This window comes from Streptomyces sp. NPDC015220 (assembly GCF_043079345.1).
Taxonomy (GTDB): domain Bacteria; phylum Actinomycetota; class Actinomycetes; order Streptomycetales; family Streptomycetaceae; genus Streptomyces.
Genome location: NZ_JBIBUK010000044.1, coordinates 1 through 13424 on the forward strand (window position 1 = coordinate 1; position 13424 = coordinate 13424).

The window sequence follows — 13424 nt, forward strand, 5'->3', positions numbered from 1 at the left end:
GGCTGGTGTCGATCGAGGCGCCGGAGGCGATGGCCGCGGTCGAGGCGATCGTGGCGGGGCCGCGGGTGCACGCCGGCTTCCTCAACACCACCGGCGGCGTCGATGTCGCGGGCGTCGCGATCGCCCCGGTCCCGGTCGGCGACGTGAAGCCGCTGCCCGCCCTGGCCGCCACCGTCCAGGCAGACCTCCAGCAGCGGTTCGCCTCGGCGGCCGTGCCGGTGGACCTGCCCTCGGCCGGCGCCGCCGGGCCCGATGCGGCCGAGGTGCTGGGGCTGGTGTCGGAGGTGCTGGGTGTCGAGGCCGCGGCGATCGATCCGCAGGCCCCGCTGGAGGAGTACGGCTGGGACCGGGTGCGTCTGGCCGCCTATGCGGAGCGGCTGCGCGGCCGTGGCGTCGAGGCCGACGAGCGGTCTCTGCTCACCGCGCACACCCTGGCCGAGCTTTCCCAGGAGAGCCGGGCGTCGACCGGCCCGGTCGACGCGCTGATCGCCGACCTCATCTGGGACCGGCTGAGCACGACCGGCTGGTTCGCCGGACCGGTCAGTGATGTCTCCGCCCTGGCGCACGGCCACCTAGGGCGCTGGCTCGACGAGACCCTGCGCCTGCTGGACACCCATGGCCAGGTCCGCTACGACGGCGTGTCCTGCACCCCGCTGCGGCCCACGTCGGAGTCCGCCCGGTCCGAGTGGGAGCGCACGAAGGCGACCGTCCTGGCAGGGCCGGACTTCCGCACCCAGGTGGTGCTGATCGACACCGTGCTCAAGGCCTTGCCGGACGTGCTGACCGGCCGCCGCCTGGCCACCGAGATCCTGTTCCCGGACTCCTCCATGGACCTGGTGCAGGGGCTCTACCAGAACAACGCGCTGGCCGACTTCTTCAACGGTGTGCTCGCGGACGCCGTGGCGGCGTACGTCGAGCGGCGCCTGGCCGAGGACCCGGCGGCCCGGGTACGCATCCTGGAAGTGGGCGCGGGGACCGGCGGGACCAGCGCGATGGTGTTCCGGCGGCTGCGGCCGTACCGGGAGGCGGTGGCGGAGTACCGGTACACCGATCTGTCGCCGGCCTTCCTCCAGCACGCCGAGCGCACCTATGGCCCCGACAACCCGTTCCTCGTCTACGGCCTGCTCGACATCGAGCGCTCACCGGCCGGCCAGGACGTCGAACTCGGTGCCTACGACCTCGTCGTGGCCACCAACGTGCTGCACGCGACCCGGCGGATGCATCGCACCCTGGCGCACGCCAAGGCACTGCTGCGGCCGAACGGCCTGCTGCTCGTCAACGAGCTGACCAGGAACGAGGTCTGGGTGCACCTGACCTTCGGGCTGCTCGAAGGCTGGTGGCTCTCGGAGGACGCCGAACTGCGCATCCCGGGCGGTCCCGTGCTCGCCCCCGCCACCTGGCGCCGCGCGCTGGGCGACGTCGGCTTCCGTTCGGTGGCGTTCCCGCTCGGCGTGGACCGCGACCTGCCCCACCACGTGATCATGGCCGAGAGCGACGGCGTCATCTCGCTGGTGTCGGAGCCCCGCCCGCGGCCGGCGGAGCCGGTGACGGAGGTGGTCGTGGCCGAGGAGCCCATGGCCGAGGCGCCCGCGGCCGTGCGGGAGCGCGGCGTCGAGCTGTTGCGGACCCTCTTCGCCGAGGTGCTGAAGGTCGAGATCGCCGATCTCGATCCACACGCCCCCTTCGAGTCCTTCGGCATCGACTCCATCGTGGTCGTCCAGCTGACGGCACGGCTTCGGCAGGTCTTCGGCGAGGTCGGCAGCACCCTGCTGTTCGAGCACCGGACACTCGTCTCGCTCGCCGAGTACTTCGAGCGGTCCCACCCCGAGGCCCTGACCGCCGGCAGGGGCAACGCCGTCCCGTCCGTGGGGGAAACCGCGGCGAAGGTCGGGCCTGCGCCCGTCCGGCGGGAGGAGGACGTGGCGATCGTCGGCCTGGCCGGGCGCTACCCCGCGGCGGACACCCTCGACGAGTTCTGGGCGAACCTCCGGGCCGGCCGCGACAGCGTCACCGGGGTGCCCGCCGACCGCTGGGCGACCGAGGCGGGCCGCGGCTGGCACGGCGGCTTCCTGACCGGCGTGGACCGTTTCGATCCGCTGTTCTTCGGCATCTCGCCGGTGGACGCGGAGCTGATGGATCCGCAGGAGCGGCTGTTCCTGGAGTGTTCCTACGCGACGCTCCAGGACGCCGGCTACACCCGTGACGCGCTCAACGCGCAGGGGAAGGTCGGCGTGTACGTCGGCGTCATGTACTCCGAGTACCAGCTCTACGGCGCCCAGGAGCAGCTCGCCGGCCAGCCGGTCGCGATGGCCGGCAGCGCCGCGTCCATCGCCAACCGGGTCTCGTACTTCTGCGACTTCACCGGCCCCAGCCTGGCCGTCGACACCATGTGCTCGGCCTCGCTGACCGCGATCCACCTGGCCTGCGAGAGCATCCGGCGCGGGGAGTCGGACCTCGCGCTCGCGGGCGGCGTGAACGTCTCGGTGCACCCCAACAAGTTCCTGATGCTCGGCCAGGGCGGTTTCCTGTCCGAGAACGGCCGCTGTGCCGCGTTCGGCGCCGGGGGCGACGGGTTCGTACCGGCCGAGGGCGTGGGCGCGGTGCTGCTGAAGCCGCTGTCCCGGGCGATCGCCGACGGCGACCGGATCCACGGCGTGCTCAAGGGCAGCGCCGTCAACCACGGCGGCCGCACCAACGGGTACACCGTGCCCGACCCGACCGCCCAGCGGGCCGTGATCACCGAGGCGCTCGCCCGGGCCGGAGTCGATCCGGCCACCGTGAGCTACGTCGAGGCACACGGCACCGGCACCTCCCTCGGCGACCCGATCGAGATCGCCGGTCTGGCCGGCGCCCTCGGCGACCGCGCCGGCCGGACGCACCCGGTCGCGATCGGCTCGGTGAAGTCCAACATCGGGCACGCCGAGAGCGCGGCGGGCATCGCCGGGCTCACCAAGGTGCTGCTCCAGCTGCGGCACGGCGAACTGGTACCGACCTTGCACACGGACGCACTGAACCCGCACATCGACTTCGCCGACACGCCGTTCCGGGTGCAGCGCGAGGTGAGCCCGTGGCGGGCGGACGGGGCGCCGCGGCGCGCCGGTATCTCGTCGTTCGGCGCCGGCGGGGCCAACGCGCACGTGATCGTGGAGGAGTACGTGGCCGCACCGGCGCGCCGGTACCACGCACCCGGCCTGGTCGTGCTGTCGGCCAAGGACGAGGACCGGCTGCGAGCGGCCGCGGCCGAGCTGGCGGCGTTCCTGGACACCGCCGAGGTCGACCTCACCGAGCTGGCGCACACCCTGCAGACCGGCCGGGAGGCGATGACCGAGCGTCTGGCCTTCCGGGCCGACACCGTCGCCGAGGTCCGCGAGAGGCTGCGGGCGTTCGCCGACCGCCGCGCGGGGGAGTGGCACCGCGGCCGGGCCGGCCGCGAGCCCGGCACCGTACCGGTGGGCGCCTGGCTGGACCAGGGCGCGTACGACCGTGCGCTGGAGGCCTGGACCAGGGGCCACGCCGTCGACTGGTCCCGGCTGTATCCGGCCGGCAGCCCGCGCCGGATCGCCCTTCCCACGTACCCGTTCGCGCGCGAGCGGTACTGGGTCGACGAGAGCCCGACGCCGGGCGAGCGGCCGCTGCACCCGCTGCTGCACCGCAACACCTCCGACCTGACGGAGGTGCGCTACAGCTCCACCTTCACCGGCCGCGAGCCGTTCCTGGCCCCGGCACCCGAGGGCGGCGCCCGCCGGTTCCCCGGCGTGGCCCTGCTGGAGCTGGCCCGCGCCGCGCTGGAGCTGGCCGACGGTCGCCGGGCCGTGGCCGTGCGCGACGTGCGCTGGCCCGAGCGGACGCCCAGCCTGGACGCCCCGTTCGAGCTGAACCTGGCGCTGAACGCCGCCGCCACCGGCGAGTTCCGGTTCGAGGCGTTCGGCACCGGCGAGGACCCGGTGCTGTACGGCACCGGCCGCCTGATCCCCGCCACGGACACCGCGGACGCCCAGGAGACCGCCGCCGTCGACCTGGACGCGCTGCGGGCCCGGTGCCCGCGCACCGAGCCGCCCGGCCCCGGGTACCAGGGCGCCCGCGCCCTCCACGTCGGGACCGACACGGTGCTGGTCGAGCTGGCCCCGGACACCGAGGTCGTCACCGCACTGGACACCGCGGTCCGCGCCGCCGCCTTCCTGGGCGCCCCGGAACACCCGGAGACCCTGGAGGAACTGCGCGTGCACGGCGAGGGGCCGGCGGCCTGGGCCGTGGTCCGCGGCAGGGTGTCCCTACTGGATGTCGAGCTCCGCACCGCCGACGGGGCACCGGTCCTGACGCTCTCCGGGCTCGCCCTGACCGCCGGAGCCGACCCCCGGCCCGCCGCTCCGGCGCCGGGCCGGCGGTCCGGCCTGCGCGGGATGACCCTGGAGCAGAGCGTCACCCGCGACATCAAGGAGATCATCGGACGGTTGCTCAGGATCGCGCCGAACCGGCTTGACGCCGACGCGAACTTCGCGGACTTCGGCTTCGACTCCATCCGGCTGCCGCAGTTCGCCAAACAGCTCACCGCGCACTTCGGCGCCGAGATCACGCCCGCGATGTTCTTCGGCCACCCGACGCCCGCGCACCTGACGCGGTACTACCTCGCCGAGCACGGCGCGCTGATCCGCGCGTTCTACGGCGAGCCGGACACCGCGCCCGCGGCGCCGGGCTGCTCCGCCGAGCCCGCCGAGTCCGCCGATTCGGCTCCGCGGGTCCGGCGCAGCTCGCTGCGGGACACGGCCTCGGCCTCGACCTCGCCGGTCGTCGGCCCGGCCGTCGCCGCGACCGGGGACCGGCCGGCCGACGAGCCGATCGCCGTGATCGGCATCAGCGGCCGGTTCCCCGGCGCGCGGGACACCGGCGAGCTGTGGAGCATCCTGAGCGAGGGCCGGGACGTCGTCACAGCGCCGGACCCCGACCGGTTCACCGGCCCCTGGCAGGGCGGCTGGGCACCCGGGGTGTACGAGTTCGACCCGCTGTTCTTCGGCATCTCACCGCGCGAGGCGGAGATGATGGACCCCCGCCAGCGGCTGCTGCTCCAGGAGGCGTGGCGGGCCCTGGAGGACGCCGGCCAGGGGGACACCCAGCTGAACGCGGGCCGGGTCGGCATGTTCGTCGGTGTCGAGGGCGGCGACTACCACCTCAGCACCGGGGCGGAGACCACCATCACGGCCCAGCACGAGGGGGTGCTCGCCGCACGGCTCGCCTACTTCCTCGACCTGGACGGGCCCAACATGGCGATCAACACCGCCTGCTCATCCGGCCTGGTGGCCACCCACCAGGCGTGCCAGAGCCTGCGCAGCGGCGAGTGCGATACCGCCGTCGCGGCCGGGGTCACCCTGCTCCTGCACCCGGACACCATCGCCGGCATGGCCGGGGCGGGGCTGCTCTCCGAGGACGGACGCTGCTTCGCCTTCGACCGGCGCGCCAACGGCATGGTCCCCGCCGAGGCGGTGGCGGTGGTCGTTCTCAAGCGGCTGTCGCGGGCTGTCGCCGACGGCGACCCGATCCACGCGGTCATCCGGGGCAGCGGAGTCAACTACGACGGACGGACCAACGGCATCGCCGCCCCCAGCGGCGTCGCCCAAGCCAAGCTCGTCCGGCAGGTCCACGACCGCTTCGGCATCGGCGCCGACGAGGTGACGCACGTGGTCGCGCACGGGACAGGGACGCGCCTCGGCGACCCGATCGAGGTCAACGCGCTCAACGACGCCTTCCGCGACCGCACCGAGCGGAAGGGGTACTGCGCGCTCACGTCGACGAAGTCCAACCTCGGTCACTCCTTCGCCGCGTCCGGCGTGGTCAGCTTGATCGGCCTGGTGTTGGCGCTGCGGCACCGGACCATCCCGGCGAGCCTGCACGTCGAAGAGCAGAACGAGTTCATCGAGTGGGCCGACAGCCCGTTCTACGTCAACCGCGCCACCCGGGCCTGGAAGACCGCGGACGGGGCGCCGCTCACCGGCGCGGTGAGCGCCTTCGGGCTGAGCGGCACCAACGCGCACCTCGTGGTGTCCGAGTACCGGGCCGAGGCCGTGCCGGCCGCCCCGGCGCCGTACCACCTGCTGCTGGTGTCGGCACGGACCGAGGACGCCCTGCGCGAGCGGATCGAGGACCTGGTCCGGCTGCTCGGCGACGAGGACACCGAGCTCGGCTCCGTCGCCTACACGCTCATGGCAGGCCGGCGGCACTTCGACCACCGGGTGGCGGTGATCGCGGCCGACCGGTCGGAAGCGCTGGAGCTGCTGCGCGGCGCGGCCGCGGGCGAACGGTCGCCCGTAGTGGTCCGGGGCGCGGTGCCCCGCGGCTTCGAAGGGACCCACGCCATCCGGCAGTACGGCGAAGAGCTGATCACCCGTCGCCGGGATGTCCTGGAGACGCTCCAAGCGCTCGCCGACCTGTACTGCCAGGGCTACACCCTGCCCTGGGGCCGGCTGTACGACACCCCGCCGCGGCGGGTCCGCCTCCCCGGGTACCCCTTCGCCCGGGAGACCTACCGCCTGGGCGGCCCGGTCTCCGCCCGCCCGGCCTCTCCGGTCGCTCCGGTCAAGGGGCCGACGGCTACGGAGCCTCCGGCGACGCCGGGCACCACCCGGCCGACCGGATCGAGCATGGCGGGCCTGCGCCGCAGGCTGCTCGCCGGACCGGCCGCCCCCACGACGGTGGCCTCCGGCGCCGGCGCGGCCGGCGTCAACCCGAAGAGCGGGGGACGGTAATGGCCGACCGGGCCATCGACACGGAACGAGGAGAGGACGCGGTGCTACCGATAGCGGACGAGGGCGGGATGCGCCCCGGGATTCCCGGGCTTCCCTGTGTCCACAGCCTGTTCGAGGAGCGGGTTCGGGAGAACCCCGACGCGATCGCCCTGACCTTCGAGGGGCAACACCTCACGTACGACGAGCTCAACCGGCGTGCCAACCGCGTGGCCAACCTGCTGCGCGACCGCGGCGCCGGGCCGGAGGTGCTGATCGGCATCGCGCTGGAGCGCTCGGTGGAGCTCGTCGTGGCGATCCTCGGCGTCCTCAAGAGCGGCGCCGCCTACCTGCCGCTCGACCCCCAGTACCCGGCACAGCGGCTCGCCTTGATGCTGTCCGACTCGCGGGTGCCGCTGCTGCTGACCGCGGCCTCCGGCCGGGACAAGTTCCCGGCCGAGGAGGGCCGTGGCGTGCTGGTCCTGGAGGACCTGGCCGGCGAGCTGGCGGCGGCGAGCGACGAGAACCCGCCCACAGCTGCGACCAGCGGGAACCTGGCCTACGTCCTCTACACCTCGGGGTCCACCGGCAAGCCCAAGGGTGTGCTGATCGACCACTTCAACGTGACGCGGCTGTTCACCAGCACCGAACACTGGTTCGGCTTCGCCGCGACCGACGTGTGGCCGCTGTTCCACTCCGCCGCGTTCGACCTGTCGGTGTGGGAGATGTGGGGTGCCCTCGCGTACGGTGGCCGGCTGGTCGTCGTACCGCACATGGTGGCCCGCTCCTACGAGACCTTCCACGCCCTGGTGGCGAGCGAGCGGGTCACGATGCTGACCCAGACCCCCACCGCGTTCAAGCAGTTCGCGCAGGCCCAGGAGCTCAGCGGTGCCGAACTCGCCCTGCGCTTCGTGGTGTTCGCCGGCGAGGCGCTCAACATCCCGAGCCTGGCACCGTGGTTCGACCGGCATGGTGACCGCAGCCCGCGGCTGGTCAACATGTACGGCATCACCGAGACCACGGTGCACGTCACCTACCGCGAGATCGACCACGCGGACACGGAGAACACCGCCAGCGTCGTCGGCACGGCGATTCCCGACCTGCGGGTGCACATCCTCGACGAGCGGATGAACCCCGTTCCCGAGGGCACGGTCGGCGAGATCTACGTCGGCGGTCCCGGCGTGGGCCGCGGTTACCTCCGCCGACCGGAGCTCAACCGCAAGCGTTTCCTCCCGGATCCGTACTCCACCGAGCCCGGCGCTACGCTCTACCGCAGCGGTGACCTCGCCATCCCGCTGCCCGGCGGCGACATCCAGTACGTGGGCCGCAGCGACCACCAGGTGAAGGTCCGCGGCCACCGCGTGGAGCTCGGCGAGATCGAGAGCGCGCTGCTCGCCCACACCGGGGTCAAGGACGCGGTCGCCGCCGTCCAGGACCAGGACACCGACTTCCCGAAGGTGGTCGCCTACGTCATTCCCGTCGGGGAGGCCCCGCCCCTGAAGGACCTGCGCCGCTTCCTCCGGGACCGGGTGCCGGACTACATGCTGCCCAACGCGGTCGTCTCCATCACCGAACTGCCGCTGACCGCCAGCGGCAAGCTGGAACGCAAAGCCCTGCCCTGGCCTGCCGGGTAGACGCCCGGCAGGCCCGGACCTCGCCCCGCTGATCGTTCGGTCGGCGGGGTGAAGCTCTCCGGGGCGTGGGCGGGCGGTCGGCCCGGCGGTCAGGTGCGCTTGCGGTGGCCGACGGCCGTCCGGAGGTTCTCCAGCGCCCCCAGCCAGGGTCATCGGTCGGGGAAGTGCCGAGCCGGGGTGCGTGCGCCCGCGGCGGGCTTCGTCATTCCGCGGAGTGTCGGTCCGAGGCCTGCCGGGGCAGGGCTCCCGCCGACCCCGCGAACGCCTCATCAGCGGGTGTGTCGGCCCGTCGAGCTCTACGGCGAGGTGGGCAGGCGCGGGGAGCGGAGCACGAGCAGGGTGATCTCGCTGGGGGCGAAGACGCGGAACGGCGGGCCCCAGAAGCCGGTGCCGCGGCTGGTGTAGAGGAGGGTGCGGGCGCCGTGCCGGCTGAGGCCGGCGAGGGCGGGCTGGTCGATGCGGACCAGATGGTGGAAGGGCCAGATCTGGCCGCCGTGGGTGTGGCCGGATAGCTGGAGGTCGATGCCGGCGGCTGCCGCCCGGTCGACGAACTTGGGCTGGTGCGCCAGGAGCAGGACGGGCAGGTCGGGGTCGGCGCCGTTCAGGGCTCCGGCGAGGTGGGCGCGGTGGCCCGCCAGGCCGGATGACTCGGCGGTGACGTCGTCCACGCCGGCGACCACGAGGGTGTCGCCTCCGCGTTCGAGCAGCAGGTGGCGGTTGCGAAGCGGCTCCCAGCCCAGCTCGTCCATCAGGTCGACCCAGCCCTGTGCCTCGCTGTAGTACTCGTGGTTGCCGGTGACGTACACCCGGGCCCGGGTGGCCCGCACGGTACCGAGTGGGGCGGCCTGGGCGCGGCGGCGTTCGGCCGTGCCGTCCGCGATGTCGCCGGTGTGGCAGACCAGGTCGGCTTCCAGGGTGTTCACCGTCTCGCACACCCGTGCCGACCAGCGGGCGCGATCGAGCGGGCCGTAGTGGGTGTCGGTGATGAGGACGACGCGGGTGCCGTCCAGCCCGGCGCCCAGTCGCGGGAGTCGCACGTCGAGTCGGCGCACGCGTGGTACGCGGCGGGCCTCGGCGTACCCCCAGGCGAGCAGTACGGCGGTCACCCCGAGGACGGCCCAAGTGACGATCCGGGCCCGGTCCTGACTTTCGCCGACGCCGGCCACGGTCAGGGCGAGCCGCAAGAGGACGCCGAGCAGAACGGACCAGGTGAACAGGACCCAGCTGGCGCCCAGCAGGGTGTCACCGACGATCGCCGCCCGGTCCTGCCGGAGCCGGCCGTGGCCGCGCACCATCGCGAGCGGCATACATATGAGGCCGAGGGCGAACAGGGCGGTGCCGACCAGCGTGACGGGCAGCGGCCAGTGCTGGCCGGCGTGCAGGAGCACCCAGCAGGGCACGGCCCACAGCAGGACGGGGGCGATCAGGGGGAGGCAGCGCATCAGGCGGTGCAGCGGGCTCCGCCGCGGCGCACGCGCTTCGCTGTCCGCGGGCCGGGTGCTTCTGGTGTCGGTCACGCTTCCCCTCCCTGACCGGGCTGCCGTCTCGCGCACTGTATCCGGTCGTCCTCGGGCCGGCCGGACCGGCGTTCACGGGTGCGGCCTTGGGCGAACGGTTCTCCGCGGGATGACGAGACCGGGCCGGCCCCTCGTCCGCCAACGCTCCGACCGCACCCGGCGCGCTGCGTGCCGTCCCCCGGCCACCCGCCGAGGACGACCGGGACACCGGCGCCCTCCTCGCCTGCCCCGGTCCGGACGCCACGGCCCGACCACCCGGGGGGTGTTGATAACCTGCCGGAGCCAGTCGTGCCACATCCGAGGCCAGGGAATCCGGTGGGAATCCGGAACTGACGCGCAGCGGTGAGGAGGACGGGCGGGGCACACGTGCCACTGGGAAGGGAGCGGGCCGGCCGCAGGGCGGGCGCGGGACCGTACCGGGAAGGCGCCCCGTCCGGACGAGTCCGAGTCCGAAGACCTGCTGGCAACTCCGCGCCGAAGGCGCGGAGTACGTCCGCATGGCCAGGCTCCGCGTACGAGCCCTGACACCCGAGGCAGGCCCGTGTTCCGTTCCGCCCTCCGCCCCGCTGCCCTCCTGCTGGCACCGGCCCTGCTGCTCACCGGTTGCGCCGGTTCCGTCCCGGACGGTGCGACACCGGGGAAGGCCGGCTTCGGTCATCCGCGCACGATCGACAACTGCGGACACCGGGTCACCCTGCGGTCGGCGCCGAAACGGGCCGTCTCCCTCAACCAGGGGACCACCGAGATCCTGCTCTCCCTCGGCCTCGCCGACCGTATGGCGGGCACCGCGACCTGGACCGACCCGGTGATGAAGGGCCTGGAGAAGGCCAACGCGCGGGTGCCGCGCCTGGCCGACGACAACCCGTCCTTCGAGAAGGTCCTCGACGCCGATCCCGACTTCGTCACCGCCTCCTTCGTCTCCACCCTGGGCCAGGGCGGCGTCGCCGCCCGCGAGCGGTTCGAGAAGCTGGGGGTGCCCACGTACGTCTCGCCGGCCGACTGCGCCGAGGGCAAGGACAACGACAGCGGTGGCGACGGTTCGCGCGGCACCCCGCTCGCCCTCGACGCCGTGTACGGCGAGATACGCGACCTGGCGCGTGCCTTCGGGGTCGAGGCGCGCGGCGACGAGCTCGTCGCCGCTCTGAAGGAGCGGGTGCGCAGGGCCACCGCCGGGCTGGACGCCTCCGGCGTCTCCCTCATGTACTGGTTCGCCAACTCCCAGTCGCCCTACCTGGCCGGCTGCTGCGGCGCCCCCGGCGCCATCACCCGTGCCGTCGGCGCGAAGAACGCCTTCTCCGACACCCATGACGAGTGGCCGCAGATCAACTGGGAGACCGTCGCCGACCGCGACCCCGACGTCATCGTGCTCGGCGACCTGACCCGCAGGTCCCAGACCGCGGAGTCCGCCGAAGCCAAGATCCACTTCCTGGAGACCACCCCGGCGACACGTGACCTCACCGCGGTGAAGAACAAGCGGTACGTCCTGCTGAGCGGGCAGGCGATGAACCCGTCCATCCGGACGGTCGAGGGGATCGAACAGGTCGCCGCCGGCCTGCGCGGTCTCGGTCTCGCCAAGTGAGCGCCCGCGCCGCGCTGTTGACCGGCGGGGGACTGGCCGTGCTGCTCGCGTCGGTCGCCGTCGCGGTGACCATCGGTCCCGCCGACATCTCCCCGGCCGACGTGTGGACCTCGGTCGCCGCCCGTCTCGGGCTGGGCGAGGCCACGTTGCCACCGCTGCGGGACGGCATCGTGTGGAACCTGCGCATGCCCCGTACGCTGCTGGCCGCGGTGTGCGGGGCGGGCCTCGCGGTCTGCGGGGCGGTCCTGCAGTCCCTGCTGCGCAACCCGCTGGCCGACCCCTTCGTGCTCGGTGTCTCCTCCGGGGCCTCCACCGGAGCGGTCGCCGTGGTCGTGCTCGGCGTGGGCGGGGGAGCGGTGTCCCTGTCGGCGGGCGCCTTCCTCGGCGCGTTGCTCTCCTTCGGTCTCGTCCTCGTGCTCAGCCACTCCCTGGGCGGCAGCACGGACCGGGTGGTGCTCTCCGGAGTCGCCGCCATGCAGCTCTTCTCCGCACTGACCTCCGTCACGGTACTGACCTCGGCGGACGCCGAGACCACCCGGTCCGTGCTGTTCTGGCTGCTGGGCTCGCTCGCGGGCGCGACCTGGGACCAGGTGCTGCTGTGCGCCCTGGTGCTGGCCGCCGTCCTCGCCGTCTGCCTCGGGTACGCCCGCACCCTGGACGCGTTCGCCTTCGGGGAGGAGGCCGCCGCGGGACTCGGCGTCCACGTCGCCCGCACCCGCCTGGTCCTGCTCTCCGCGACGGCACTGCTCACCGCGGTCCTCGTGAGCTGCGCCGGCGCGATCGGCTTCGTCGGCCTGGTCCTCCCGCACGCCACCCGAGCCCTCACCGGCCCCGGGCACGCCCGCCTCCTGCCGGTCACCGCACTGACCGGCGCCGTCTTCCTCGTATGGGTGGACACCGCCGCCCGCACCGTCCTCGATCCCCAGGAGGTCCCGGTGGGCGTGGTCACGTCCCTCATCGGCGTACCGGCGTTCGTGGCGGTGCTCCACCGCGGCCGGAGGAAGGCATGACCGGTCCCCGGACGAACGGCCCGGCGCCCGGCCTGAGCGCCGATCGTGTCGTGCGCCGCGTCGACGGCCGGGTCATCGTCGACGGCGTCACGCTCGCCCTGCGTCCCGGCGAGACGGTCGGTCTGCTCGGCCCCAACGGCTCCGGCAAGTCCACGCTGCTGAGGCTGCTCGCCGGCGTCCTCGCACCCGCTTCAGGAGTCGTCACCCTCGACGGGTCCCCGCTCCCGGAAGTCGGCCGCCGGGCCACGGCGCGTCGCATCGCCACCGTCGAACAGCACGTCCACACCCAGACCGAACTGACCGTCCGCGACGTGGTCGCCCTCGGCCGCGTTCCGCACCGCCGCGCCTGGACGCCCCCGTCCGCCGCGGACGCCGAGGCGGTCACCGCGGCCCTCGCGCGCACCGGACTGACCGACCGGGCGGAACAGTCCTGGCACACCCTGTCCGGAGGCGAACGCCAGCGCACCCAGATCGCCCGCGCCCTCGCCCAGGAACCCCGCGAACTCCTGCTCGACGAGCCGACCAACCACCTCGACATCCAGCACCAGCTCGACCTGCTGGACCTCATCGCGGACCTGCCGGTCACCACGGTGATCGCCCTGCACGACCTGAACCTCGCCGCGATGTACTGCGACCGCCTGCTCGTCCTCGACAACGGGCGCCCCGTCGCCGAGGGCACTCCCGCCGACGTCCTGACCCCGCGACTGATCAAGCGCGTGTACGGCGTCCGGGCCGAGGTCTCGTCCGGGAACGGCCACCCGGTCATTCGCTTCCTGCGCCGAAGGGCCGGGAAGGCTCCGACGAGCCGCTGACACACGTGATCGCCGGCGAGAGGCGGGGCCGCGCGCCGTCGGGCGCCGCGCGCGGCTGTACTCCTCCTCGAACGCTCGCGGGTCGCACGGCCGGACGGCCGGGCGAGCCGTGGAGCCGGGACGCGGTGCCGAACGCCGCGGAGCGCCCGCGGGTCGCCG

Annotated in this window: 6 protein-coding genes and 1 riboswitch; of the genes, 5 read left to right on the plus strand and 1 reads right to left on the minus strand. The window is 73.6% G+C overall.

Translation table 11 applies throughout. The features are described from left to right. The first annotated feature begins 29 nt into the window (after positions 1 to 29). Together ACF061_RS38665 and ACF061_RS38670 are read left to right on the plus strand one after the other, a co-directional pair. Positions 30 to 6737, plus strand: a complete 6708-nt coding sequence (locus ACF061_RS38665; RefSeq protein ID WP_392271705.1) for a beta-ketoacyl synthase N-terminal-like domain-containing protein — start codon at positions 30 to 32, stop codon at positions 6735 to 6737. A gap of 41 nt (positions 6738 to 6778) precedes the next feature. After that, complete coding sequence (locus ACF061_RS38670) at positions 6779 to 8347, plus strand: amino acid adenylation domain-containing protein (protein WP_392271706.1); 1569 nt, start codon at positions 6779 to 6781, stop codon at positions 8345 to 8347. A 296-nt stretch (positions 8348 to 8643) separates the two neighbouring features. Here ACF061_RS38670 and ACF061_RS38675 read toward each other — a convergent pair whose 3' ends face one another. Further along, entirely contained in the window at positions 8644 to 9864 is a 1221-nt protein-coding gene (locus tag ACF061_RS38675) for a metallophosphoesterase (protein ID WP_392271707.1), read from the minus strand. Positions 9865 to 10130: 266 nt separating this feature from the next. Then, positions 10131 to 10344, plus strand: a riboswitch (cobalamin riboswitch). Between the two features lie 61 nt (positions 10345 to 10405). Between ACF061_RS38675 and ACF061_RS38680 the strand changes: the two genes are divergently transcribed. From ACF061_RS38680 to ACF061_RS38690, 3 genes are read left to right on the plus strand one after another with little or no spacing between them, the layout of a single operon-like run. After that, complete coding sequence (locus ACF061_RS38680; RefSeq protein ID WP_392271708.1) at positions 10406 to 11443, plus strand: ABC transporter substrate-binding protein; 1038 nt, start codon at positions 10406 to 10408, stop codon at positions 11441 to 11443. Then, a complete protein-coding gene (locus ACF061_RS38685; protein ID WP_392271709.1) occupies positions 11440 to 12453 on the plus strand; it encodes a FecCD family ABC transporter permease in 1014 nt (337 codons plus the stop codon). Before ACF061_RS38680 ends, ACF061_RS38685 begins: the two co-directional genes overlap by 4 nt. After that, positions 12450 to 13265: an ABC transporter ATP-binding protein gene (locus ACF061_RS38690; protein ID WP_392271710.1), complete on the plus strand. Its 816-nt coding sequence runs from the start codon at positions 12450 to 12452 to the stop codon at positions 13263 to 13265. The genes ACF061_RS38685 and ACF061_RS38690 overlap by 4 nt, the downstream gene beginning before the upstream one ends. The last annotated feature ends 159 nt before the right edge of the window (positions 13266 to 13424 follow it).